Source organism: Sphingomonas xanthus (genome assembly GCF_007998985.1).
Lineage (GTDB): Bacteria > Pseudomonadota > Alphaproteobacteria > Sphingomonadales > Sphingomonadaceae > Sphingomicrobium > Sphingomicrobium xanthum.
In genome coordinates this window covers 1,378,904-1,403,355 of sequence record NZ_CP041659.1, presented here as the reverse complement: position 1 = coordinate 1,403,355, position 24,452 = coordinate 1,378,904, and the positions used below count along the sequence as shown (strand labels likewise).

The following is a 24,452-nucleotide window of genomic DNA, read 5'->3' as shown; positions in this document are numbered from 1 at the left end:
TAAATGCGTCGCATTCCCTTGCTGACCATGGCCGCCTTGTCCGGCGCGCTGGTCACCGCAGCCTGCACCACCGACCCTTATACCGGCCAGCGGTCGATCAACCGCACGGCGGTTGGCATCGGCGTCGGCGCGATTGGCGGCTATTTGCTGGGCGACCTTGTCGGCGGCCGTAGCGACCGAACCGAGCGGTTGATCGGTGCCGGCGTCGGCGCGATCGCCGGCGGTGCCGTTGGAGCCTATATGGACCGTCAGGAAGCCGATCTTCGCCGCCAGACGGCGGGCACCGGGGTGGATGTCATCCGCCAAGGCGACGATCTCATCCTGCGCATGCCCTCGGGGATCACCTTCCCGGTCGATAGCTCGACGATCCAGCCGCAATTTCAGACGACGCTAAACCAGGTCGCGCAGACACTAAGCAGCTATAACCAGACCTACATCGATGTCCTCGGACATACCGATTCGACCGGCACCGATGCCTATAACCAGGTGCTGTCGGAGCGGCGGGCCCAGTCGGTCGCCGACTATCTTGCGGTCCGCGGCGTTGCCCGTGCCCGAATGGGAATCCGCGGTTATGGCGAAACCCAGCCAATCGCGTCGAACGACACCGAGGCCGGACGGGCGCAGAACCGCCGGGTCGAGATCAAGGTCGTCCCGGTTACCCAGCCGGGTTATTGATCTAAAAATCGGGGCGCCCCCGCAAGGGCGCCCCTTTTTTTATCCTAGAACTACACGCCGACACCGGCATCGGGCGCCCACATACTCGCTTGAGCCATAGGTAACCCCCAGCTTGAATACGGTCCGTCCATTGTCCGAAGCATGGCTGGCCGATGGCGAACGCGCTTTTTCCGCGATAGGTACCGACGCCGGCAGCGACCATCGTCTGCCCGGTTTCCATCGCCCGCGGCAGCCCGGCGATCGCCATTGCAGCAGCAGCCCCTGTCCTCGCGAAGGTATACGCACGCAGCACCAGAGAGCTTCAGCAGTCGTCGGTAAAGTTAACAGTGTGGCTTTTCGGTGCCCGCCGAGCAGCGAAGAACTCCCGCAACTGGACCGATGCCTCGTCCTCGCCGATCCCACCGAGCACGTCAGGCCGGTGGTGACAGGTGGATTGGCTAAAGACCCGCGCGCCATGGACCACGCCGCCGCCCTTTGGATCCTCGGCGGCAAACCGGACTGCGCCGATGCGCGCGAGAGCGATCGCCCCGGCGCACATCGCGCACGGTTCCAATGTTACCCACAGTTCGCAGCCATCAAGCCGAGATCGACCGAGCCGGGTGGCCGCATGGCGAATCGCCACCATTTCGGCATGGGCAGTGGGGTCGAGGTTGCCTCGCATGGCGTTTCGCGCCTCGGCGATAATCTCCCCGTCGAGCGTGATCACCGCACCGACCGGGACTTCGCCCGATTCGGCCGCGACCGCGGCAAGGTCGAGCGCTCGCCGCATCGGCAGTGGGAGTGGAAATGACATCAGAGGAAGATCGCTACCGCTTCGCGGTGCGCCTGTCATGCCCGCGAGCCGCGGGACCAGAATGTCACTGGGCAGCATTCTCTTCCGCGCCCGGCTTGCGCACTTCCACCGCGGGCACCTTAACCGTCGCCGGCTGGCGGCTGATCTCGACCGCGGGCACGGCGACATTGGCGCTGCGGGTGCCGACCGCGACTTCACCTGTCTGGACCTCGAATGCCGGAGCCTGGCCGCCTTGGACCTTCAGCTGGCCGTCCTCGGCCGTCACGCTTGGCGCCCGGGCCTCGCGCGTTTGGGGAAAGCTGACCAGTCCAGTGGCAAATGCCGCGATCAGTGCCACCACGGCAAGGATCAGGATCAACAGGATGGCTCGCATGATAAGGGTTCCCCGTGAAAAATGATTCGCTTCCGTAACGCACCATGGCGGATGGGGTTGCGTCGGTCCGAAATGGTGCCGCCAAGGTTGACGGGACCCCACACCCCTTGTATCGGGCGGCGCTTTCCGGGCGCTATTGCAGTGCCCACCTCAAACTTAGGATGTGACCGATGTCGCGCGTTTGCGAGCTGACCGGCAAGGGCCGGCAGGTGGGCAACAATGTTTCCCACGCCAACAACAAGACCAAGCGGACTTTCCTGCCCAACCTGCAGAATGTCACGCTGATGTCGGATTCGCTCGAAAAGAGCATCAAGCTGCGCGTGTCGACGCATGGCCTGCGTTCGGTCGAACATGTCGGCGGCCTCGACAATTGGCTGACCAAGACCAGCGAGGACAAGCTGTCGCCGCGTGTCGCCAAGCTGAAGCGTGAGCTGGCCAAGAAGGCGAAGTCGACCGCCGCTTAAGGCGTATCGACGGCAGTCTTTCGCGAAAGCCCGGCGCGTCCCGCCGGGCTTTTGCCGTTTCCGACGGGCAGATCGAAATCGAGCGCAACCAGCAGGTTGCGAGCCATTAGCCGGTGCCCGTCGTCGGTTAGCAGCCAGATACGCCAGCGGCCGTCGGCACCGGCGGTGAAGGTCATTCCCTCGAAATTGTCCAACGGGGCCTTGGGCACGGCGATACGTTTGCCGACCCGGTAACCGTCACGACTCGGCTGAAGCCGGGCCACGGCCTGGCCGATCCCCTTCCACCCGCGCCATCGCAGCAAGACCCACTTGCTTCCATCCGGGGCAGTCGCGGCGTCGGCGATGTCGACCCCGGCGTTGAGGTTCAGGATGCGCGGAGCCCCCGGGCCGATGCGAATCGCGCTGCGCCCATTTTCGGAAACGACAAGAAGCTCGCCGTCGGCGGGCACCAAAGCCTCGGCGCCGCGGTTGTCGCTCCAGTTCATCGCGCGGAGGTCGACGGCGGCCTTGGCCGTTCGGAACTGGGCATCGTACAGCCATAGCGAGTGGCGCTGCTCATAGCCGATCCACCAGCCCCGCCCCTGCGGATCGCGGGCGATCGATTCCGCGCCCCGGGCCCATTTCCTGCCAATCGGGCCGGGTCCCTGCACAAGATCGACGATCCTCGCCTTGGGGTGAGGTGCAGCCGGAGGGTCGAACAGGACGACCGCGCCAAGGTCGCTGACCGCGAGGAACCGACCACGGTCGATGGTGAGCGCGGACAGCCCGCCCAGCCGCCGGTCGGTGCCCGTCATTGCCCAGGCGCCCGCCACGCGTAGTGGTCCCGCTGTCGCTGGCAGCGCGACAGATCGGTAGCCAAGGTGGATCTCGGCAGGCGGCTGCGGCCGGCGGTCCGGCAGCGCGCGGATTGGGACGAAGGCGGCGAGGATAGCGGCCCCGACAAACAACCCACTGAAATCTATGGATTTCATGAACATTGGCTGCACGTCGCGTTCAGCCATGTTCAACCGCGAATCGGCCATAAGTCTTTCATCGACGGGGTTTCCCCCTTTTTCCCCGTCTGCCGGCAACGGCCACAAGAAACCCTCGCGTCGCGTATCGAGGGGGGCCCGGAGCGCGTAGTTGCTCCGGGCCCATTTTTTTGCCTTGCCGTCATTTCTTTTCGAAGAGGGCGGCCAGCTGCTCGATCATTGCCCCGCCCAATTGCTCCGCGTCCATGATGGTCACCGCGCGCGAATAATATCGGGTAACGTCATGGCCGATGCCGATCGCCGCCAGTTCGACGACTGAGCGCCCTTCAATCCAGCCGATGACCTGCCGCAGATGCCGTTCCAGATAGGTGCCGCCATTGGCCGATGCAGTCGAATCGTCGACCGGCGCGCCGTCGCTGATCACCAGCAGGATCCGCCGTTCTTCTGGGCGTGCAAGCAAGCGGCCGTGCGCCCAAAGCAGCGCCTCGCCGTCGATATTCTCCTTGAGCAGTCCTTCGCGCATCATCAGCCCAAGCCCGCGGCGCGCGTGGCGATAAGGCTCGTCGGCCCGCTTGTAGATGATGTGGCGCAAGTCGTTCAGGCGGCCCGGGTGCGGCGGCCTTCCTTCCGACAGCCATTGTTCGCGGCTCTGGCCGCCTTTCCAGCCCCTGGTGGTGAAGCCGAGGATTTCGGTAGCCACTCCGCAGCGCTCCAGCGTCCGCGCCAGGACATCGGCGCAGGTCGCCGCAATCGAAATCGGCCGGCCGCGCATCGACCCGCTATTGTCGATCAGCAGGCTGACCACCGTGTCCTTGAACTCGGTTTCGCGCTCGACCTTGTAGCTTAGCGAATGCCCGGGCGACGCAATCACGCGGGCCAGCCGAGCGGCATCGAGCAGGCCTTCTTCCTGGTCGAAGTCCCAGCTTCGCGCCTGCTGTGCCATCAGCCGCCGCTGCAACCGGTTGGCGAGCCGGGTTACGATCCCGCCGAGGCTGGCCATCTGCTGGTCGAGGTAGGCGCGAAGCCGGCCAAGCTCATCCTCGTCACAAAGCTCGTCGGTCGCGACAATCTCATCGAACCGAGTGGTAAAGGGGCGGTAATCGGTCGCCGGCTCGTCCGACCAGTTGCGCTTTTGCGAAGCGGCACGGGCCTGTTCGGCGCCTTCCTGCCCGCTTGCAGCATCGCCTTCATCGACGTCGGCCTCGGTATCGACGCTGTCGTCCTCACCCTCGTCCTGCTCCGTCTGGTCGGAGCGCATGTCCATTTCTCCGCCGGCATCGCCGCCGTCGGTGTCGGGATCACTTTCGTCCGCCCCTTCGTCCTCGCCCTGCCCTTCCTCGCCCTCCTCCGGCTGCTGGTCGGCGGGGTCATCGGCAGCTAGGTCCAGGTCTTCGAGCAACCGGCGCGACAGGGTCGCGAAGGCGGCCTGGTCGTCGATAGTCAGCGTCAGCGCGTCGAGCTCCGCTCCCGCCTTTTCCTCAATCCATGGCGCAACCAGCTCGAGCCCGGCGCGCGCGGCCTTGGGCGGCGCCTCGCCGGTCAGCCGCTGCCGGGCAAGCAGCGCGACGGCGGTTGCTAGCGGCACTTCTTCCGCGGTCCGCGCACGGGTGATCGCATCTACCCGAACCCGGGCCTCGGACAGGTCGTTGAGGTTGGCGCGCACCCCCTGCATCGTCCGAGCGCCGAGCGCTTCGACCCGTGCCTGCTCAAGCCCATCGAAGACCGCCCGCGCATCGCTGTCGGATGCAGGTGCCCGGGCAAGGTGGAGCTGGGGATTATGATGCCGCAGGCGAAGCGCAAGCGCGTCGGCGGCGCCCCGCGCCTCCGCAACCAGTCGCGGCTCGAGCCCCGGTCCGGGCGACGGGACGCGCGCGACCTTGCCCATGGCCTGTCCGCTGCCATCGGAAGCGAACACCACTTCGGCTTCCGCGTCCTCGGCGATGGCCCGAGCTGCGCCGGCGAGAATGGCGCGAAAACGGTCGAGGGGGCCAGTCGCCGACATCAGGCCCGGTGAGCGATGCTTTCGGGAAGGTCCTTGCCGAACACGCGCTGATAATATTCGGCGATCAGCGGCCGCTCCGCCTCATCGCATTTGTTGAGGAAGCTCAACCGGAAGGCGAAGCCGACGTCGCCGAAGATCAGCGCATTTTGCGCCCAGCTGATCACCGTGCGCGGGCTCATCACGGTCGAGATGTCGCCGTTGATGAAGCCCTGGCGCGACAGGTTGGCGACCTGCACCATCATACCTACCTCTTCCTTACCTCCGGCGCTGTCATATTCGCCCGACTTGGCGAGCACGATCTGTGCCTCGGTTTCTGCTGGAAGGTAGTTGAGCGTGGCGACGATGTTCCATCGGTCAAGCTGTCCTTGGTTGAGCGCCTGCGTACCATGATAGAGGCCGCTGGTGTCGCCCAATCCAATGGTGTTCGTCGTGGCGAAAAGTCGGAACCAGGGGTTGGGCCGGATCACCCGGTTCTGGTCGAGCAGGGTCAGCTTGCCATCGGTCTCTAGCACGCGCTGGATCACGAACATCACGTCGGGGCGCCCGGCGTCATACTCGTCGAACACCAGCGCCACCGGATGCTGCAGTGCCCAGGGCAGCAGCCCTTCGCGAAATTCGGTCACTTGCTGCCCGTCCTGAAGGACGATGGCGTCGCGTCCGATCAGGTCGATACGACTGATGTGCGCATCGAGGTTGATCCGGATACAAGGCCAGTTGAGGCGGGCCGCGACCTGCTCGATATGGGTCGACTTGCCGGTCCCATGATAACCTTGGACCATCACCCGGCGGTTGCGGGCGAAGCCGGCGCAGATCGCCATCGTCGTGTCCGGATCGAACACATAGGCGGGGTCGAGGTCGGGGACTCGCTCGTCAGCTTCGCTGAAGGCCGGAACTTCAAGGTCGCTATCGACGCCGAATGCGTCGCGCACCTTCACCATCTTGTCCGGTGTCGACAGGATCGTGTCGGAGCGGCTGTCTAGCGTGACATTGGGGATTTCGGTCATGGGATCGGTACCGGTTGCATGGGGTTGGCACGGCGACTAGCGGCCTTTTTGCCGTGATGCCAGCGATGCCGGGCTGGAAAAATCGCCGTCGGGCCGCACCGGACAGCCAGCCTGGCGGGTTTTTTCAGATGCAAACCCGGGGAAGATACGGCGGGCTGCTAACGGGCCGGCACGGAAGCCTTGGCCGGCAGGTGGAACAGGTCGACGAAACGGTCGAGCAGGTCGCGGTCGCCAGACCAGTCAATAAGTCCGTATTCGGCCTTGCCGTAGAGGACTGCCGCCAGCGACTGGGGATCGGCCGCGATGCACAGGTCGGGATCGGGATGCTCGCCCCGCTCCACCGCGAGCGTCCCATCGCGCAGTTGGCCGCGGTATTGATCGTTGCCAAAGCGGAAATTGATCCGCGCATTCATCGCCCTTGCCTTGTCGCGGTCGATCATCGTCCGGATCGACAACAGGATCGACACTCCGCTGATCGGCAGGGTCGGATCATGCGCCGGGCTTCGCGCGGCCCATCGGCCTAGCGACTGGACGATCGCCTCGGCTTCCAGACCCCATTCCGTCGCCTCATAGACCGACACGTTCGCAGGCGGCGAAAGCCGGCCTTTTCGGACCAGCCCGCGCCGCTCCAGGTCGTTGAGGCGCTGAGTCAGGACATTCGCGCTGATGCCGGGCAAGTCGGCCCGAAGCTGGGAAAAGCGGCGCGGCCCAAGCATCAATTCGCGCAATACGAGCAGCGCCCACCGCTCCCCGACCAGCTCCAGCCCGTGTGCAGTCCCGCAGGCATCGTCATAGCGCCGCTTATCTTCGCTTGGCCGTGATCTAGTTATTTTTTGTGACTTCATGGTTGCTTTTTATAACTTCAATGGCCAGAAATACAAGCTGTCGAGTCGCAGGAGGCTTCAGTGTCCAGAATGATTTTCGTGAATTTGCCGGTCACCGATTTAGCCCGGTCGAGCGCTTTCTACGAAGCGATCGGCGGCACCAAGAACCCGAAGTTTTCCAACGAGCAGGCGAGCGCGGTCCAGTTCAGCGACTCCATCTGCGTCATGCTCCTGACCCACGATTTCTATCGGAATTTCACGTCGAAGGACGTGATCGACGCCCATCGCACCAGCGGCGTCCTGCTCGCCTTGTCCTGCGACAGCAAAGCCGAGGTCGACGCGATGGTCGACAAGGCGGCCGCGGCCGGCGGCAAGGCCGATCCCGGCCCGAAACAGGAATTCGGCGAGATGATGTATGGCCGCAGCTTTGAAGATCCCGACGGCCATCATTGGGAGCCGAACTGGTTGTCGGCCGATGCTGTCGAAGGCGGGGCGGTGGCGCTCGAGCAAGCGTGACCGAAGGCCGTGAGCCAGATTTTTAGGAGGAGAGGCGCAATGACCTACATCGAAGGATTTGTCTGTCCGGTCCCGACCGCCAGCAAGAACGAATATCACCGGCATGCCAGCGAGGCGGCACCGATCTTCAAGGAATTTGGTGTCACCCGTATGGTCGAAAGCTGGGGCGACGACATACCCAAGGGCAAACTCACCGACTTTCCAGGCGCGGTCCAGGCCACGGACGACGAAACGGTCGTGTTCAGCTGGTTCGAATATCCGGATAAGGCGACCCGCGACGCGGCCAATGCCAGGATGATGAGCGATCCGCGAATGAAGGCGATGGGCGAATCGATGCCGTTCGATGGCAAGCGCATGATCGTCGGCGGCTTCGATACCATCGTCGACGAACGCGGCGAAGGCACCCCTGGGTATACCGACGGCTATGTCGTTCCGGTTCCGACTGTGAAGAAGGATGCCTATTGCGAAATGGCGCGGGAAATGGCTGGCAAGTTCAAGGAACTGGGGGCGGTTCGCGTCGTCGAGGCGTGGAGCGATGATGTGCCTGACGGCAAGGTCACCGATTTCAAGCGCGCTGTTAAGGCAGAAGATGGAGAAAGCGTCGTCTATTCCTATGTCGAATGGCCCGACAAGGAGACCCGCGACGCGGCTTGGGCCAAGATGATGGCCGACACGTCAATGGAAGGGAAGGAAATGCCCTTCGACGGCAAGCGCATGTTCTGGGGAGGATTCCGCCCGATTCTCGACACCGCGGGACGGTAGGACCGGGCCTGCGGCACATCGGTGCTAAACCTTCGATGGACTCCCTAGCCCGCCCCCGCCGGCGGGCGTCAGGAAAAGGCGGCTGCGCCCCTCAGCAACTGCCAGGCCGCTAGGACCTCGCCCAACTTTTTCTCATGCCCCCGGTCGCCGCCGTTACGGTCGGGATGATAGAGGCGCACCAGTTCCGAATAACGTTTGCGCACGGCATGCAGGTCGGCATTGTCCTTCAGGCCAAGCACGCGCAGCGCATCCCGCTCCCGCGCTGAGAAACGTTGGAGGTCCTGACCCGCGTCCATCGGCCGGAAACGCACGGCAATTGCATCCAGCGGATCGGTGAAATCGCGCCATGCCGGCCCGCGCCCGGCTCCCGCGGCAAAAGCGCGCGTTTCCCGTTCCCACCCCGCGATCGGCGCCTGCGCCGCCTCGATCTCCTCGGGCGACATGCCGGCGAAGTAATTATAGCGGCTATTATGTTCACGGACATGGTCGAGGCACAGCAGCCGCCAGCTGCCGGGGCCGTCAAACCCTCCAGGCGTCAGCGGCGCGCGAAACTCGCCCGCTTTCCGACATCCCGCGACCGAGCACCGCCCCGCCGCACCTTCGATCCGTCCATGCCACTTCGTCTGCCGAGCCGTCACGCATTCCTCTCCGGTTCAACCCGCCTATATAGGGACCATGAACGCAGCTTCCACCGATCCCCGGGACCATGGTCCCGTTGCCCGCGAAATGATCGCGCGCCTCACTGCGGCACTGCGCCCGACACGTCTGGAACTGGAGGATCAGAGCCGCCACCATGTCGGCCATGCCGGCCATGACCCGCGTGGGGAAAGCCATTTCGGGCTGGTGATCGAAAGCCCTGCCTTTGCCGGGATGAACCGGGTGCAGCGCCAGCGGGCGGTCTATTCCGCGCTTGGCGAACTGATGGATGAGCGCGTTCATGCGCTGACGATCAAGGCGAGCGTGCCGGGGTGATGGAGACGATCACCCCCTCGACCCACGACCTTGGCGACTTCAAAGTCCGCCGGACCCTTCCGGCGAAGGAGCGGACGATGGTCGGCCCCTTCATTTTCGTCGACCAGTTCGGTCCGGCGCGCCTCCCAATCGGCAAGGGCATGGACGTTCGCCCGCATCCGCACATCAACCTGGCGACCGTGACCTATCTGTTCGAAGGTGCGATCGAACATCGCGACAGCCTTGGAACGCGCAAGGTGATAGAGCCCGGAGCGGTAAACCTGATGACAGCGGGACGGGGGATCGTGCACTCCGAACGTTCGCCCGCGGCATCCCGCGCCCAAGGACCCAGTCTTTACGGAATGCAGACCTGGCTCGCCCTGCCGGACGACAAGGAAGAGATCGATCCGGCGTTCGAGCATGTCGGGCCACCCGGACTGCCGATCGTCGAGGGGGAGGGCATCGCAGCCCGGGTGCTGATGGGAAGGCTGTGGGGCCAGTCGGCTTCGGTCACCCAGCACTGCCAGACGATCTATGCCGACATCCAGCTAAGTGCGGGCGCGAACCTGCCGATCGACCTCGATGCCGACGAACGGGCGATACTGCCGATCGAGGGCGACGCCAGCCTTGACGGCCATCGGCTGCAACCTTTCACCCTTTATCTGCTCGCCCCCGGACAGCGCATGACGCTGCGCGCCGCGACCGCGTCGCGGCTCATGCTGCTCGGCGGCGAGGCCTTTGGGACCCCACGCCACGTATGGTGGAATTTCGTCTCTTCATCGCGCGACCGGATCAACCAGGCAAAGCAGGACTGGAAATCCGGCCGATTCCCTTTAGTCCGGGGCGACGAAGAAGAATTCATCCCCTTGCCCGAAGCGCCGACGACGGTCAGTTACCCCTGATTGCCCGCGGCCAGCGAATGATGGAGTAATCGATGCGCCTCCTTGCCCTGATCGGCCTTGTCCTCCTTGGCGCCTGCCGGGCCGCAGACGCGCCGCCCCAAGCCGCCGAAGCCGCGAAGGTTGCGCCGGTACTGGACTCGCCCGACGCGGCTGACATCCACAGCTATGCAAAGCCACTGGAAGCCCGGGTGACCCACCTCGCGCTCGACCTCGCGGTCGATTTCGAAGCCAAGCGCATCGGCGGCACGGCGACTCTCGACATCGAGGCTAAGCCCGAGGCCAAGGAGATCGTCCTCGACGACAAGGGGCTGGAGATCGAGGCGGTCAGCGACGAGTCCGGCAAGCCCCTGCCGTTCAAGGTGGGAGAAGCCGACGAGAATCTGGGCGCGCCGCTCACCATTACCATGGGCGACAAGCGCAAAATCAAGATCCTCTACAAGTCCGCGCCCGATGCCGGCGCGCTGCAGTGGCTGACGCCTGAGCAGACCGCAGGCAAGCAACATCCTTATCTGCTGAGCCAGGGCCAATCGATCGAGAACCGCACTTGGATTCCGACCCAGGATTCGCCTGGAATTCGGCAAAGCTGGGAAGCCAGGATCACCGTCCCCCAGCCGCTGACCGCGGTGATGAGCGCACCGCGCCAAGGCGAGCCGCAAGAACTCGGCCGGACGCGCCAGTTCAGCTTTGCAATGGACAAGCCCGTCGCGCCGTACCTGATTGCAATAGCGGTCGGCGACCTCGCCTACCGTGAGCTTGGCCCGCGCACTGGCGTCTGGACCGAACCGGCGATGCTCGACAAGGCCGCTGCCGAACTGGCCGACACCGAGAAAATGGTCGAAGCCGCCGAGGCGCTTTACGGGCCTTATCAGTGGGGCCGTTACGACATGCTGGTGCTGCCTCCCAGCTTCCCGTTCGGCGGCATGGAAAATCCAACCCTTACCTTCCTGACGCCGACCTTCATCGCCGGGGACAAGAGCCTCACCAGCCTCATCGCCCATGAATTGGCTCACAGCTGGTCGGGCAACCTTGCCACCAATGCCACCTGGGCCGATTTCTGGCTCAACGAAGGATTTACCAGCTACGCCGAGCGGCGGATCATCGAGAAGGTCTATGGCCCCAAGGTCGCCGCGCAGCAGGTCGCGCTTGGCCTTGATGCGATGCAGAAAGGGATCATCGAAAATGGCGGGCCGCAAGGCGCCGACACCCGCCTGCATATCGACCTCGAGGGCCGTCATCCGGACGAGGGACTGACAGACATCGCCTATGAAAAGGGCGCCGCCTTCCTGCTGACGATCGAGCAGACCGTCGGCCGCGAGCGATTCGATGCCTGGATGCGGGGCTGGTTCGACCGGCACCAGTTCGAGCCGGTGACCACCAACATCTTCCTCGCCGATATCCGCGAGCATCTGGTCAAGGGCGACAAGGCGCTCGAGGCCAAGCTGATGCTTGACCAATGGGTCAATGAACCGGGCGTGCCTTCCAACCTGGCCGGTGCCGACCCGCAGGCCTTCGCCGAGGTCGACGCGGCGGTGACGGCTTTCGCGGGCGGCAAGCTACCGGATCGCGCCGCCTGGGCCCGGTGGAACACCGATGAGCGGCTGCGCTTTCTGAACCGCGTTGATCGCAAGCAGTCGGCGAAGCAGCTGGCCGCCCTTGATGGCGCCTTCGGTCTGTCGCGCTCCGGCAACAACGAGCTTCGTTTCGCATTTCTGACGATGGCGGTAGCGAATCGCTTCGATCCGGCGGTGCCAGCGCTAGAGGAGTTCTTAACCATGCAGGGACGCCGCAAGTTCGTGCGGCCGCTGATCACCAGCCTCGCCGAGGATGCGGGCTGGGGTCGGCCGATCGCGAAGCGCGTTTATGCCCGGGCAAGGCCGCTTTACCACCCAGTGACGACGCGCGATCTCGATGAACTGAAGCTATAGGAACACGGCCAAATCCGACTATCTTTAACCGCGAAGTAACTGAATTGCGCCTATCCCCGGTCGAACACCCTAGCGGAAGACCGGATGTACGAGGCACCTGACCGTTACAAGCGCATGATTTCGGCACGCCTTCCCGACGGCGAATCGTTGGGCGTGACCTCGCGCGAAGTCGATGAGGGCAGCAGTCCGCTGCGCGATGCGCAGCTTATCGCGCGCGGCGGATTTGCGCCTTTTTTTGCCGCCGCCAACAGCGTCGCGGCGCTGTTCATGGCGATGATCCTGCATGGTCATGTCCCAACCGCCTACCTGGTCGGCTGGGCCGCTGCCGTCATTGCCGCGAACCTCGGTGCAATGCAGATGGCCCGCAATCAGGCGGTGACCCATGTCGGCCGATCAGGCCGCAAAGTCCCTAAGTTGCTGCTGGTCGGCGACATAGTCCTGCGCGCCGTCATCTGGCTGTCGCTGCCGGTTGTGTCCTTTGCGTCGATCACCCCGGATAGCCAGGCGGTCGCAGCGACGCTGATCGCCGGCCTCGGAATCGCCGCGCTCGGCCTTGTTGTCTTTCCGACCTGCGTCACCGCATGGATGGCCATCTTCACCGCCGGCCTCAGCTACGCCCTGCTGGTGAGCCGCAGCGCCGTGCCATTCGACAATATCGTCGCCATCCTGTTCACCCTGGGCATGGCGATCGTCGGCGTCCTCACCGTCGCACGCTGGGCGTTCGGCCAGCTCAAGACCAACGCCGATTTCGGTTCCCAGTCGGCAAGCGCAAGCCTGTTGCTTCAGGAGTATGAACAGCGCGGCGTGGGTTGGCTGTGGCAGGTGGATAGCGAAAATCGCGTGACCTATATCTCCAGCCGCATGGTCGCCTTGCTTGGGCGCCCGGCCAGCCAGCTGGTCGGCCACTCGCTTCCCTCGCTGCTCGGCGGCCATGCCGAGCTTGGCCGGGTGCTCCTCGAAAAGCAGCCCTTCAACGCGCTGGAAATGGAATTGAAGACCGCACGCGGGCCGCGCTGGATTTCAATTGCCGGCGATCCGATCATCGATACCGCCGGCCGCTTCGAAGGCTTTCGCGGTGTCGGTAGCGACATCACCGAAATTCGCCACACGCAGGAGCGGCTGACCCACCTTGCCAATGTCGATGTACTGTCGGGCCTGCCCAATCGCGGCCGTGTCCGCCAGCTTCTCGGCGAAGCGCTGCGCAATGCGACGGCGGGCAATGTACCCTGCGCGATCATGTTCCTCGACCTCGACGGGTTCAAACCGGTAAACGACACCTTCGGGCATCCGAAAGGCGACGCGGTGCTGCAGGCGGTTGCCAAGCGGCTGTGTGACCAGGTCGGCGCGGATGGCCATGTCGGCCGGATGGGCGGTGACGAGTTCGCCATCGTCGTCACTGACGCGCAATCGCGCCACAAGGTCGAGCAGCTCGCCAGCAGTATCATCCATGCGATCGCCGAGCCCTACATGATCGACCAGACCGAAATCCGGATCGGCGTGTCGATTGGCTGCGCCTTCGGACCGATCGACGGCGCGACCGTCGACGACTTGATCCTCAAAGCTGATCTTGCGCTGTACGAAGCCAAGGGAGCCGGTCGCGGCGTGGCCAAATATTTCTCGTCCGAACTTCAGACAGAGCAGGATGATCGGATCCGCCTTGAAACCGACCTGCGCGGTGCGATCGCGTCAAAGCAATTCCACCTCGTCTACCAGCCGCTTGTCAACGCTAAGGACCAGAAGCTCACGGGGTTCGAGGCGTTGATCCGCTGGAACCATCCGCAGCGCGGTTTCGTCCCGCCCAACGTCTTTATCCCGGTTGCCGAGGAAAGCGGGCTTATGCCGGCGATCGGTGAATGGGTTATCGAAGAAGCCTGCCGCGCCGCAGCGACCTGGCCGGAACAGATCAGCGTCGCGCTGAACATCAGTCCCAAGCAGATCGTCCTTCCGGCGTTGCCCAACATCGTCAGCCAAGCCTTGGGCCGCAACAAGGTCGCCGCCAATCGCATCGAACTGGAGGTCACCGAGGGTGTGTTCCTGGGCGACAATGGCGCGACTCTCGACGTACTCAAGCGCCTGCGTTCGCTCGGTGTCGGCATTGCACTCGACGACTTCGGCACCGGCTATTCGTCGATCGGCTATCTGAACAAGGCGGTGTTCCATAAGCTGAAGATAGACGGCAGCTTCGTCCGTGAAGCCGGATCGCGCCCGGAAAATGTCGCGATCATTCAGTCGATCGTTCAGCTGGCCAAGTCGTTCCGCATGTCGATCACCGCCGAGGGGGTGGAAACCGCCGAGGATTTCGAGCGGATGCGCGACCTGGGGTGCGACATCATCCAGGGCTATCTGTTCGGTCGCCCGCTGAGCTACGACCGCGCCAACCAGATGGTGCTCGGCCTGGGCGCCAAGCGGATGGCCGGCTAGTCGGCAGCGAGCACGGCGCGCACTGCCTCTTCCAGTGCGGTCGCTCGAAACGGTTTGGCCAGGATCTGCGCATGGGGCGCGACGCGCCGGATCTCATCGGTCTCACTATATCCCGATACGAACAGGATCGGCTGGTCGGGTTTTCGCGCCAGCAGGTCCGCGGCGACTTCGGCGCCGGACTTTCCGGGCATGATATAATCCAGGATCACCAGGTCCGGGAGGATATCGTCGAAACGCCGAACCCCTTCCACGCCATCTGCCGCCTCGGTGACTTCATGACCGAATTCCTCAAGCCCCGCACTAATGAAGCGTCGGACTTCGTCATCGTCATCGATCACCAGGATTCGCACCGGCCCGGGGCGATGGGCTACCCCGCCGTCCCGCTCTCCCTCGCCCGGGATCACCTCGCTGTCGAGCGGGGCTCGGCGGAAGTAGAGGCAGACGGTCGTGCCTTCGCCGGGCTCACTCCGGATGCGCGCAGTGCCTCCTGACTGGCGCGCCATTCCATAGACCATGGACAGGCCCAGTCCCGTGCCCTTGCCGACTTCCTTGGTTGTAAAAAACGGCTCAAAGGCGCGGGCCGCAACTTCCGGCGGCATTCCTGAACCCGTATCTCCGATGGCCAGTTCGACATAGGTGCCCGGTTCAAGTTCCGGATCGTCACTGACCTCCACCCGCTTGCTGCAAAAGGTCAGCTTGCCCCCTTCGGGCATGGCATCGCGGGCGTTGATCGCAAGGTTCAAGACCGCCACCTCTAGCTGCGTGGGGTCGGCCAAGACAGGAATTGGGTCAGGATCGAGCTTGAACTCCTTCTCGATCCCCGGGCCAAGCACGTTGCGAAGCAGGGGCCTCATGTCATCGATCAAAGTCGCGACAAAGGTCGGCCGCACCTCAAGCCGCTGGACCCTGCTGAACGCGAGCAGCTGGGCAGTCAGACGGGCGCCGCGCTCGGCTGCGGCGAGCGCATAGGTGGCATACTGCAATAGGCGCTCGTCACTTTCCTGCTTGGTGATGATATCGAGCCCACCGACGACGACCGTCAGCAAATTGTTGAAGTCGTGAGCGATTCCGCCGGTCAGCTGGCCGAGCGCCTCCATCTTCTGGGCCTGGCGCAGCTGGTCTTGTGCTTGGACTAGCTCGACCGTCCGATCCTCGACCTGTCTCTGGAGGTCGATCTCGGCTTCCTTGGCTTCGGTAATGTCGCTCGCGGCGCCCACCATGCCAATGACCTGCCCCTCGGGGTCGCTGCGCAGTTTCGCGACCGCCCGTAGCCAGCGCCATTGGCCATCATGCCGCCGGAAGCGGGCGACGAGGTCGTACGGCAGGAGATCGCGGGACGCGGCAAGCTGAGCCGACACGAACGCGTCACGGTCGTCGGGATGGATAGCCTCTACCCAATCGTGAAAGCCGCGCTTTTCCGGCGGGAACCCGAAGAACTCGGTGAAGGCCTCGTTGACGAAATCGCGGCTACCATCGACGCGGGTCACCCACATCGGTACCGGCGAACTGTCCGAAATGCGCCGGAACCGCGCCTCGCTTTCGCGCAATGCCAGTTCCGTTGCCCGCTGCTCCGTCACATCCTGGAGGACCACGATCAGCCCGATCACGTCGCCGTCGGGTCCGCGGTGAGGGACATATTCGGACTGGACCGTAAGCTTGCCCCGAGTCCGATGGTCCAGATCGCCGACGAACCATTGCTTATCGCCTCCGAACGCCCTTTCGATGAAGGGTCGCCGATGTTCAAACGCCGCATCCCCGAGGATTTCGCGAAATGTTTTCCTAAGCACCTCCTTGCGAGGCATCTCCAGCCATTCGGCCAGTGTCTTGTTGAGATACAGGTAGCGAAGGTCCCGATCGAGATATGCGATCATCACCGGCAAGGTATCGGCGATCTCGATAATTCCCGGAAAGCCCACCGGCTGGGGCAATGCGGCGAGACCGGCGGCGACCGCCTTCAGGTCGGCCGACCGGCTGTCGCCACTTCCCAACTCTTTACCGCCGCCATCAGGCGACTCGGTGGTCCCCCTGTCCGCCATCCGCCGATGCTGACTCGAATTGACGCATGAGTCACGACATCTGTGGATAAGTCGGAAAGCGACTCAGTCGAAATGCAGCCGGCGATAGCTTCCGCGAAAATAGAGCAGCGGGTCGAGGCCAGGCTCGAAGGTCGCCTTCTGCACCTCCCCGACCAGGATAAAATGATCGCCACCGTCATGAACGGCGTGGCGCGCGCATTCGAATACCGACAACGAATCCATCAGCACGGGGACGCCATGTTCACCCAATGCCCACGCGGTGCAGCCGAACCGGTCCTCAACCCGGGTCGAAAAGGTGATCGATGCCGGTTGCTGCCCGGTTTGCAGGACGTTTACCGCGAAATGCGAGGCCGTGCTGAGGGGCAGCGCACTAGCCGCATGCCGGGCAACGCAGACCAGCAGCAGCGGCGGATCAAGACTGACGGACGTGAAGCTGTTGGCGGTCAGCCCGACAGGCTCGCCGTCGGCATCGATGCAGGTGACCACCGTGACCCCGGTCGCAAAGCAGCCCAGCGCGTCGCGAAGCGTGCGCGGGTCGGAACCGCTACGATATTCACGAGGGAGAAGCGCGTCGGTCATCGGCGCCGCCATAGCGGCCACCGCGTCCCGCTGTCACCCCGCGAGACGGCGAAGTCCGTCGAGGTTGAGCACTTCCAGCTGGTCCGCAACGGATTCCAGCGAATCCGACACGAAGTATAGCGGTTGGAAAGCGTCGCTGCGGTAACTGGTCGCCGCGGCATCGCGCAGCGTGAACCGGGGACGCGCTACCCCCGCTTCCAGCGCGAAATGTGATTCCCCGAAACTGGAGGCTAGGCCGGCGCCGAGAATCTTCACCTCGCCGCCTTCGTGGGCGAGGCCAAACTCGACGCTATGCCAGTAGATCCGGGCAATCGTGTCGCCCAGCCCGGCGGCAATCGCCTCGACCCCCAACCGGCCGAGCGCCTCCATCAGCCGCGCCATCGCCGGGTCGGCGAGCATTGGCACATGACCGAAAATATCATGAAAACAGTCGGGCTGCTCGAGGTAATCGAGACAGTCGGCCCCGCGGATGAAATTGCCGATCGGAAACGTCCGGTCCGCGAGCATGGCGAAGAAAATGTCGTCAGGCACAAGCCCCGCGACTGAAACCAGCTGCCACCCCGTCAACGGTTCCAGGTCAGTGTTGAGCCGAGCGAGTTCCGGGATGCCGGGCCGGTCGAGACCAAGCCGGTCGATGCCGTCGAAGAACGGGCCGACGATCCGGCCGCCGAGATGGCTTAGCTGGCGCGCGAACAGCCGATCCCACACCTCATGCTCTCCGGCGGTGAAACGCTCCCAACGTTGGGCAAGCAAATGGCGCGTCCAGCGCGGCCCTTGCGGGTCGGCCAATTCTTGGAAATCGGGTTGAAACATCGGAAGGTCCTTGATGGCGGAGGATAAAAAAGCCCCGCCGAAGCGAGGCTTGGCGGGGCGATGGTCCGGTGCTGGGGGCGCGCTGCCTCAGCCGGTCTCCACCGCATCGGCATAATAGGGAACCGCGGCCGGCCGCATGGCAGGCGAAGTAGCGGCAATGGCGGTTACGATTATCATGGGAAGCGCATTATCCGATCACTCCCCTGAACGCTAGCTGGCCAGCTGGTTTATCGCTTCGGCCAGCGCGATGTCGCGCCGGGTCACTCCACCGGCGTCATGGCTGGTCAAACGGAAATCGATCCGGTTCCAGACCGAGGTGAATTCTGGATGATGATCGACCTTCTCCGCATGGAGGGCGACGCGCGACAGCAGCGCGAAAGCTTCGGAGAAATCGGCAAGCCGAAGCGTCCGGGTCAAGGCCTTGCCATCCTCGCTGAGGGTCCATCCTTCTGGAATATCCATGGACCAGGCATAGGCGCGGCGGCGCAGCCGGTCCATTGCGCCCTTTGGCATGGCCCGCGCCATGCGCTAGGAGGCGCGGACGATGAACGCGACGCTTGTTTCCGCCGATGGCTGGTTCCCGAGTAGCTGGCGCAGCCGACCCGCCCGGCAGATGCCGTCCTATGGGGATCCGGCGGCGGTCGCCCAGGTCGAGACCCGGCTTGGAAGCGCCCCTCCGGTCGTTGCCATCGACGATGCGGCAAGCCTGCGCGGCGCCCTTGCGGCCCTCGCGGAAGGACGCGGTTTCCTTCTGCAAGGCGGCGACTGCGCCGAAAGTTTCGATGATCCCGTCGCCGAGCAGGTCGCCGGAATCGTCGACCTGTTCGATGCGATGGCAGCACGGCTGTCTCCGGTCGTGAATGGTGGGCTGATTGAGGTTGCTCGCATTGCCGGCCAGTTCGCCAAGCCGCGCAGTGCGCAGCATGAAGAGCATGACGGCCTGTCCCTGCCTGCCTATCGCGGCGACATCGTCAACGGCATCGGCTTCGACGCCCGATCGCGCCAGGCCGATCCCCAGCGCATGATCCGGGCGCACATGCAGTCGGTCGGTACTGCCGCGAGTCTTGCCGCGGTACGAGCCGGCCAGCCCATTTTCACAAGCCATGAAGCACTGCTTCTGCCCTACGAAGAACCGCTGACACGGCGGGATTGCAACGGCCGCTGGTGGGCGACTTCGGGGCATATGCTGTGGCTGGGCGATCGCACCCGTCATGTCGACGGGGCGCATGTCGAATATCTGCGCGGAATCGAGAATGTCGTCGGCGTGAAATGCGGCCCGTCGCTCAAGGCCGACGACCTGAAGCTTCTGGTCGACCGGCTCGATCCGCTTGGTCAGTCCGGCAAGCTGGTACTTATCGCGCGGTTCGGGGCGCGCCGGATCGAAGAGCTGCTGCCCCCGCTGCTGCGCGCGGTGCGGGGCCGGCCGGTCGTGTGGATCGTCGATCCGATGCACGGCAACACCTCGATGGCCGGCAAGCGCAAGGTCCGCCGCCTGCCTGACATATTGGAGGAGATTGACGCCTTTTTCTCAATCTGCGCGAGCGAAGGGGTCCATCCGGCCGGGGTCCATCTCGAGATGAGTGCACTCGATGTCACCGAATGTATCGGCGGGCGCGGTCCGGCATCGATCGACGAGCTCGACCGTAACTGGCTGACGGCCTGCGACCCGCGCCTCAATCGCACGCAGGCGATTGATCTTGCCGCCCATGTCGCGGCGCTTATCCGGTGAAGCTCGCTGCCGAGGCCGACGGCGCGGTCCGCGGGGAAGCGGCCGTCCCGGGCGATAAAAGCTGTTCCCACCGAGCGCTGATCCTGGGCGCGATGGCCGACGGGGCAACGCGAATCACCGGCCTTTTGGAAAGCGAGGATGTGTTGGCGACCGCACGGGCGATCGCCAGCTTCGGTATCGCCATCGACCGCGACGGCGATAGGGCCTGGACCTTGCGCGGCGGTCCGTGGGGTTCGCCGCCCGGCCCGGTCGACTGCGGCAACAGCGGCACGGCTGCCCGCCTGCTGATCGGGGCGATTGCCGGGATGGAAGGAAGACGCGCCACCGTGACCGGCGATTCCTCGCTTCGGTCCCGGCCGATGGGGCGCGTGACCCTGCCGCTGGAACGTATGGGGGCGCGGTTCATCGGATCGGACCGGCTGCCGTTGACGGTCGAAGGCGCACGGCTTGGAGGGATCGCCCATCGTAACGAACCACCCTCGGCTCAGGTCAAGTCGGCGATCCTTATCGCCGGGTTGGGGACATCTGCGCCGGTGAGCGTCATCGAACCAGTCGCCAGCCGCGACCATAGCGAGATCATGCTGGGCGAGCTTGGATGCGACATCATGGTCGATGAGGGTAAGGCAGGGCGGACGATCACTCTCGGCCGATCGCGTAAGCTGCAAGGGTGCGAACTAGCCATCGGTGCCGATCCTTCGTCGGCGGCTTTCCCCCTACTTGCCGCGGCAATCGTGCCCGGATCGGATGTCCTGGTACGCGGTATGCTGGTCAATCCGCTGCGCACCGGCTTTTACGAAGTGCTTGAGGAGATGGGCGCCGACATCGAGCTGACGAACGAGCGGATCGTCGGCGGCGAGATCCTCGCCGACGTGCGCATTCGGCACCAAGCGCTTCGTGCATGCCAGGTCGGCGCCGCCCGAATCCCCGCAATGGTCGACGAAATCCCGGCGCTGGCCGTGGCCTGCGCCTTTGCCGACGGCGAAAGCCTGATCGAGGGACTAGCCGAACTGCGAGTCAAGGAAAGCGATCGGCTGGGCGCGATCATCGCCGGGCTGACGGCGTGCGGCGTCGTGGCGGCCGTCGACGGAGATTCGCTACGCATTTTCGGTCGGGCATCGGTCCGCGGCAATGCCAGCATCCTCACCCGGGGCGATCATCGCATTGCCATGGCCTTCCTAGTTCTTGGGCTGGCAGCCCAAGGGCCGGTCGAGGTTGACGAAGCCGAGATGATCGGCACCAGCTTTCCGGGGTTTGTCGACACGATGCAGCGGCTTGGAGCGAATATCGGATGAGTTTCAACAGTTTCGGCCGCTTGCTGCGCTTTACCAGTTGGGGCGAGAGCCATGGCCCCGCGATCGGCTGCGTGATCGACGGCTGCCCGCCGGGGCTCGAGCTGGCCGAACCATGGGTCCAGCACTTCCTAGACGCTCGCCGGCCGGGCACATCGCGAAATGTTTCGCCGCGGCAGGAGCCGGACCGCGTACGGATTCTGTCCGGGGTCTACGAAGGTCGGACCACCGGCACGCCGATCGCGATGATGATTGACAATGTCGACGCCCGATCAGCCGATTATGCCGATCTGCCGCCAAGGCCCGGCCACGCCGACGCGACCTATGATGCGAAATACGGCCTGCGCGATCCGCGGGGCGGTGGCCGGGCTTCGGCGCGGGAAACGGCGATGCGGGTCGCCGGCGGTTCCGTGGCGCGACTAGTGATCCCTGAGGTCGAAATTGCTGCCCGCGTGCTCGAGATCGGCGGCGAGACGGACCAGGGCCGCTGGGACGCGCTGCTCGACGAAGCCCGAGCCGGGCAGGACAGCCTGGGCGCCATCATCGAATGCGTCGCGACCGGCGTTCCGGCGGGTTGGGGCGCCCCGATCTACGCCAAGCTGGACGCCGACTTGGCCGCGGCCTGCATGGGCATCAACGCCGTCAAGGGAGTCGAGATCGGCGAAGGGTTCGCGGCGGGCCGGGCGCGGGGGCGAGAGAGCATGGATGCCAAGCTAACCAGCGGCATCGACGGTGGCATTTCGACTGGCCAGCCCGTCGTGCTTCGCGCCGCGTTCAAGCCGACCTCCAGCATCGGCATCGGCGGCCGGCACGACCCATGCGTCGGAATCCGCGGCGCGCCAGTGGTCGAAGCGATGATCGCGCTGGTGCTGGCCGATCATAAGCTGCTGCACCGGGGACAGTGCGGGTGACTGATACGCCGACCAGCCGGCGCGGCGTAATGATCGGCGGCGCGGCGGTTGGGGCCGCGGTGCTGGGCCTGTTCGGACCGGCGATGTGTGCCAAAGTACGCATGGATCGAGGTTCGCCTCTCCCGAGTGGCGCTGCACCGCAGCGCCCGCAAGGGAAGTCCAAGCCGATGATCGACGAGGACATTGCGCCGGTACTTGCGCGGCTCGACGCTTGGTATGCGGCCAACCTCCGACCCGACAAATATCGCTTCAACCCGCCGGCGACCGATGCGCAGATTGACGCGCTCGAACGGCTTGTGGGGGTACAGCTGCCGTCTGCCTACCGCCAGCTTTACCGCTGGCACGACGGCGAGAACAACGACCGCTGGGGGCATATCTACGGACTACCGATCCTGCCGCTGAAGCAGGTCGCCGAGCATTGGACTCAATGGAATCGGACGCTCGCCGAACTCGGCGGCAATCGCTACCTCATCCCCGGCAGCAGCTGGCCGGAAGGCGCGATCGATCCGGCCTACGTCAATCCGCGCTGGATCCCGCTGACCGCCGACGGGTCGAGTGACCATATCGGAATTGACTTCGACCCTTGGCCCCGCGGACGCGTCGGCCAGGTCATCCTGTTCGGCCGCAACGAGGAGGTGAAGGCGGTCCTCGCGCCATCGCTTGGCACCTTCCTCGGCTGGATCGCCGATTTGCTGGAGAGCGGCAACTTCCTGGTCGACCCCGAACCGGGCGTTCAACAGCTCCGGGAATTTCGCCTGAAGCAGCCCGAATCCGACGGTTTTCACGATGGAGCGCGCAAGCTGCTGGGGGCGCCCAGTCAGTTCCCCTAAGCACCGCCGATCAATGGCATTTGAAGCGGTCGAACGGCTCCAGGCACTCGCGGCAGCGCCATTGCGCCTTGCACGGGGTTGAGCCGAACCGGCTGACTTCCTCCGTATCGGTCGATCCGCATTGCGGGCAGGTCGCGACCTTGGCCAGCTCGGGCGGGGCAATGCCGTAAGCGCGAAGCTTCTCGCGTCCTTCCGCGCTGATCCAGTCGGTGGTCCAGGCGGGACTGAGCGAGGTTTCGATTGCTACCGACCGATAGCCGGCAGCGTCGAGCGCCTCGCGAATACTCTGTTCGATGACCTGAGTTGCCGGGCACCCCGAATAGGTCGGGGTGATCACGACCTTTTGCTCATCGACCGACCGGACGATCCCCAGGTCGAGCACCGATACGACCGGGATTTCAGGGTCGGGAACGTCCTTGAGGACAGCCCAGATGGCCTGGACGCCCATCAAACCCGCTCAAGCGCCAATGCAATTCCCTGGCCGACACCGATGCACATGGTCGCAAGCGCGTAGCGGCCGCTGCTGCGCTGCAGTTCCTCGGTCGCGGTCAGCGCTAGGCGGGCGCCGGACATTCCGAGCGGATGACCGAGCGCGATCGCCCCGCCGTTGGGGTTCACATGGTCCGCATCGTCGGGCAGGCCTAGTTGGCGGAGCACCGCCAGCCCCTGCGCGGCGAATGCCTCGTTTAGTTCGACAATGTCGATCTGGCTGACCGTCAGCCCCAGCCGGTCGAGCAGCCGGTTGGTCGCCGGGGCTGGGCCGATTCCCATGATCCGCGGCGGGACGCCCGCGACCGCCGCCCCGAGCACCTTGGCCCGCGGGGTGAGCCGATATTTTTCGACCGCGGAGGCCGAGGCGATAATGAGCGCCGCTGCCCCGTCATTGACCCCGGACGCATTGCCGGCAGTGACAGTACCACCCTCGCGCACGATCGACTTGAGCGCGGCGAGCTTGTCAACGCTGGTTTCGCGCGGATGTTCGTCACGATCGACGACGATCGGATCGCCCTTGCGCTGGGGGACGGTCACCGGAACGATTTCGGCGGCCAGCCGGCCGTTGGCCTGGGCGGCAGCGGCGCGGCGCTGGCTTTCTGCCGCAAACTTGTCCTGGTCCTGCCGGCTGACCTGAAACTCCTCGGCTACATTTTCGGCCGTTTCGGGCATCGAATCGATGCCGAATTCCGCCTTCAGCTTCCGGTTGACGAAGCGCCAGCCGATGGTCGTGTCGAACACACCATTGGCCCGCCCGAAGGCCGTTTCGGCCTTGGGCATCACGAACGGGGCGCGGGTCATGCTCTCGACGCCGCCAGCGACGATCAGGTCGGCCTCGCCGGCCTTGATCGCGCGGGCGGCGATGGCCACCGCGTCGAGGCCGGAGCCGCACAGCCGATTGACCGTGGTCCCGGGAACGCTGGTCCCCAACCCGGCGAGCAGGGCCGCCATGCGCGCGACATTCCGATTGTCCTCGCCGGCTTGGTTTGCGCAACCGAGAATGAGGTCATCGACCGAGTCCCAATCGAGCCCCGGGTTGCGCTCTTTCAGTGCGCGGAGGGGAATTGCGGCAAGGTCGTCGGGCCGCACGTCCTTAAGGGCGCCGGCATAGCGCCCGATGGGTGTGCGGACAGCATCGCAGATGAAGGCGTCGGTCATGCCGTCCACCTAGGCGCGGCACCGTTCAGCGG

26 protein-coding genes are annotated in these 24,452 nt (G+C 64.6%); 12 read left to right on the top strand and 14 right to left on the bottom strand.

The window, feature by feature from the left end:
* The first annotated feature begins 3 nt into the window (after nt 1-3).
* The gene (locus FMM02_RS07065) at nt 4-675 is read left to right on the top strand and encodes a YiaD family glycine zipper/OmpA-like lipoprotein (protein WP_147494187.1); all 672 of its coding nucleotides are present in this window, start codon (nt 4-6) and stop codon (nt 673-675) included.
* A 1-nt stretch (nt 676) separates the two neighbouring features.
* On the opposite strand, the gene FMM02_RS11475 is transcribed toward FMM02_RS07065, so the two are convergent.
* The 3 genes from FMM02_RS11475 to FMM02_RS07050 all read right to left on the bottom strand — a co-directional run bounded on the left by FMM02_RS11475 (nt 677) and on the right by FMM02_RS07050 (nt 1,841).
* Nucleotides 677-895: a YadA-like family protein gene (locus tag FMM02_RS11475; RefSeq protein ID WP_425473682.1), complete on the bottom strand. Its 219-nt coding sequence runs from the start codon at nt 893-895 to the stop codon at nt 677-679.
* Between the two features lie 81 nt (nt 896-976).
* Entirely contained in the window at nt 977-1,468 is a 492-nt protein-coding gene (locus FMM02_RS07055; protein ID WP_147494185.1) for a nucleoside deaminase, read from the bottom strand.
* A 64-nt stretch (nt 1,469-1,532) separates the two neighbouring features.
* A complete protein-coding gene (locus FMM02_RS07050) occupies nt 1,533-1,841 on the bottom strand; it encodes a hypothetical protein (RefSeq protein WP_147494184.1) in 309 nt (102 codons plus the stop codon).
* Nucleotides 1,842-2,011: 170 nt separating this feature from the next.
* Between FMM02_RS07050 and rpmB the strand changes: the two genes are divergently transcribed.
* Nucleotides 2,012-2,305, top strand: a complete 294-nt coding sequence (gene rpmB, locus FMM02_RS07045; RefSeq protein ID WP_147494183.1) for a 50S ribosomal protein L28 — start codon at nt 2,012-2,014, stop codon at nt 2,303-2,305.
* Here rpmB and FMM02_RS07040 read toward each other — a convergent pair.
* The 4 genes from FMM02_RS07040 to FMM02_RS07025 form a co-directional block, all read right to left on the bottom strand.
* On the bottom strand, nt 2,302-3,306 hold the full coding sequence (locus FMM02_RS07040) for an esterase-like activity of phytase family protein (RefSeq protein WP_187107719.1): 1,005 nt from the start codon (nt 3,304-3,306) through the stop codon (nt 2,302-2,304). The two genes, rpmB and FMM02_RS07040, sit on opposite strands and share 4 nt — an antisense overlap.
* 151 nt (nt 3,307-3,457) lie before the next feature.
* Nucleotides 3,458-5,278: a cobaltochelatase subunit CobT gene (gene cobT, locus FMM02_RS07035; RefSeq protein ID WP_147494181.1), complete on the bottom strand. Its 1,821-nt coding sequence runs from the start codon at nt 5,276-5,278 to the stop codon at nt 3,458-3,460.
* On the bottom strand, nt 5,278-6,282 hold the full coding sequence (gene cobS / locus FMM02_RS07030) for a cobaltochelatase subunit CobS (protein WP_147494180.1): 1,005 nt from the start codon (nt 6,280-6,282) through the stop codon (nt 5,278-5,280). The genes cobT and cobS overlap by 1 nt, the downstream gene beginning before the upstream one ends.
* A gap of 158 nt (nt 6,283-6,440) precedes the next feature.
* Nucleotides 6,441-7,127, bottom strand: a complete 687-nt coding sequence (locus tag FMM02_RS07025) for a winged helix-turn-helix transcriptional regulator (protein WP_147494179.1) — start codon at nt 7,125-7,127, stop codon at nt 6,441-6,443.
* A gap of 69 nt (nt 7,128-7,196) precedes the next feature.
* On the opposite strand from FMM02_RS07025, the gene FMM02_RS07020 reads away from it, so the two are divergent.
* A complete protein-coding gene (locus FMM02_RS07020; protein WP_342782544.1) occupies nt 7,197-7,622 on the top strand; it encodes a VOC family protein in 426 nt (141 codons plus the stop codon).
* Nucleotides 7,623-7,661: 39 nt separating this feature from the next.
* The gene (locus tag FMM02_RS11470) at nt 7,662-8,384 is read left to right on the top strand and encodes a DUF1428 domain-containing protein (protein WP_147494177.1); all 723 of its coding nucleotides are present in this window, start codon (nt 7,662-7,664) and stop codon (nt 8,382-8,384) included.
* Between the two features lie 68 nt (nt 8,385-8,452).
* Here FMM02_RS11470 and FMM02_RS07010 read toward each other — a convergent pair whose 3' ends face one another.
* Nucleotides 8,453-9,022, bottom strand: coding sequence for a DnaJ domain-containing protein (locus FMM02_RS07010; protein ID WP_147494176.1), 570 nt, complete (start codon nt 9,020-9,022; stop codon nt 8,453-8,455).
* Between the two features lie 37 nt (nt 9,023-9,059).
* On the opposite strand from FMM02_RS07010, the gene FMM02_RS07005 reads away from it, so the two are divergent.
* The 4 genes from FMM02_RS07005 (at nt 9,060) to FMM02_RS06990 (ending at nt 14,583) form a co-directional block, all read left to right on the top strand.
* On the top strand, nt 9,060-9,356 hold the full coding sequence (locus tag FMM02_RS07005; protein WP_147494175.1) for a BolA family protein: 297 nt from the start codon (nt 9,060-9,062) through the stop codon (nt 9,354-9,356).
* A complete protein-coding gene (locus FMM02_RS07000) occupies nt 9,356-10,237 on the top strand; it encodes a pirin family protein (RefSeq protein WP_147494174.1) in 882 nt (293 codons plus the stop codon). Before FMM02_RS07005 ends, FMM02_RS07000 begins: the two co-directional genes overlap by 1 nt.
* A 32-nt stretch (nt 10,238-10,269) precedes the next feature.
* Nucleotides 10,270-12,162 (top strand): M1 family metallopeptidase, encoded by a 1,893-nt coding sequence (locus tag FMM02_RS06995; RefSeq protein WP_147494173.1) that lies wholly within the window; start codon nt 10,270-10,272, stop codon nt 12,160-12,162.
* An 84-nt stretch (nt 12,163-12,246) separates the two neighbouring features.
* The gene (locus tag FMM02_RS06990; protein ID WP_147494172.1) at nt 12,247-14,583 is read left to right on the top strand and encodes a putative bifunctional diguanylate cyclase/phosphodiesterase; all 2,337 of its coding nucleotides are present in this window, start codon (nt 12,247-12,249) and stop codon (nt 14,581-14,583) included.
* On the opposite strand, the gene FMM02_RS06985 is transcribed toward FMM02_RS06990, so the two are convergent.
* The 4 genes from FMM02_RS06985 to FMM02_RS06970 all read right to left on the bottom strand — a co-directional run bounded on the left by FMM02_RS06985 (nt 14,580) and on the right by FMM02_RS06970 (nt 18,524).
* On the bottom strand, nt 14,580-16,619 hold the full coding sequence (locus tag FMM02_RS06985; protein WP_147494171.1) for a hybrid sensor histidine kinase/response regulator: 2,040 nt from the start codon (nt 16,617-16,619) through the stop codon (nt 14,580-14,582). The genes FMM02_RS06990 and FMM02_RS06985 overlap by 4 nt on opposite strands.
* A 63-nt stretch (nt 16,620-16,682) precedes the next feature.
* Nucleotides 16,683-17,198, bottom strand: a complete 516-nt coding sequence (locus tag FMM02_RS06980; protein ID WP_246104744.1) for a flavin reductase family protein — start codon at nt 17,196-17,198, stop codon at nt 16,683-16,685.
* Between the two features lie 33 nt (nt 17,199-17,231).
* Nucleotides 17,232-18,011: a phenylalanine 4-monooxygenase gene (locus FMM02_RS06975; protein ID WP_147494170.1), complete on the bottom strand. Its 780-nt coding sequence runs from the start codon at nt 18,009-18,011 to the stop codon at nt 17,232-17,234.
* A gap of 210 nt (nt 18,012-18,221) precedes the next feature.
* On the bottom strand, nt 18,222-18,524 hold the full coding sequence (locus FMM02_RS06970; protein WP_425473601.1) for a 4a-hydroxytetrahydrobiopterin dehydratase: 303 nt from the start codon (nt 18,522-18,524) through the stop codon (nt 18,222-18,224).
* Nucleotides 18,525-18,555: 31 nt separating this feature from the next.
* Between FMM02_RS06970 and FMM02_RS06965 the strand changes: the two genes are divergently transcribed.
* The 4 genes from FMM02_RS06965 to FMM02_RS06950 are packed head-to-tail and all read left to right on the top strand — an operon-like array spanning nt 18,556 to nt 22,770.
* Nucleotides 18,556-19,740 carry a 3-deoxy-7-phosphoheptulonate synthase gene (locus tag FMM02_RS06965; RefSeq protein WP_147494169.1) on the top strand — a complete coding sequence of 395 codons (1,185 nt, stop codon included), beginning with the start codon at nt 18,556-18,558 and terminating at the stop codon, nt 19,738-19,740.
* Entirely contained in the window at nt 19,737-21,032 is a 1,296-nt protein-coding gene (gene aroA / locus FMM02_RS06960) for a 3-phosphoshikimate 1-carboxyvinyltransferase (RefSeq protein ID WP_147494168.1), read from the top strand. The genes FMM02_RS06965 and aroA overlap by 4 nt, the downstream gene beginning before the upstream one ends.
* On the top strand, nt 21,029-21,940 hold the full coding sequence (locus tag FMM02_RS06955; RefSeq protein WP_147494167.1) for a chorismate synthase: 912 nt from the start codon (nt 21,029-21,031) through the stop codon (nt 21,938-21,940). The genes aroA and FMM02_RS06955 overlap by 4 nt, the downstream gene beginning before the upstream one ends.
* Nucleotides 21,937-22,770 (top strand): SMI1/KNR4 family protein, encoded by an 834-nt coding sequence (locus tag FMM02_RS06950; RefSeq protein ID WP_147494166.1) that lies wholly within the window; start codon nt 21,937-21,939, stop codon nt 22,768-22,770. The genes FMM02_RS06955 and FMM02_RS06950 overlap by 4 nt, the downstream gene beginning before the upstream one ends.
* A gap of 10 nt (nt 22,771-22,780) precedes the next feature.
* Here the strand turns inward: FMM02_RS06950 and paaD are convergent, their stop codons facing one another.
* Together paaD and pcaF are read right to left on the bottom strand one after the other, a co-directional pair.
* Nucleotides 22,781-23,218 (bottom strand): 1,2-phenylacetyl-CoA epoxidase subunit PaaD, encoded by a 438-nt coding sequence (paaD, locus tag FMM02_RS06945; RefSeq protein ID WP_147494165.1) that lies wholly within the window; start codon nt 23,216-23,218, stop codon nt 22,781-22,783.
* A complete protein-coding gene (gene pcaF / locus FMM02_RS06940) occupies nt 23,218-24,420 on the bottom strand; it encodes a 3-oxoadipyl-CoA thiolase (RefSeq protein ID WP_147494164.1) in 1,203 nt (400 codons plus the stop codon). Before pcaF ends, paaD begins: the two co-directional genes overlap by 1 nt.
* Nucleotides 24,421-24,452 lie beyond the last annotated feature (32 nt).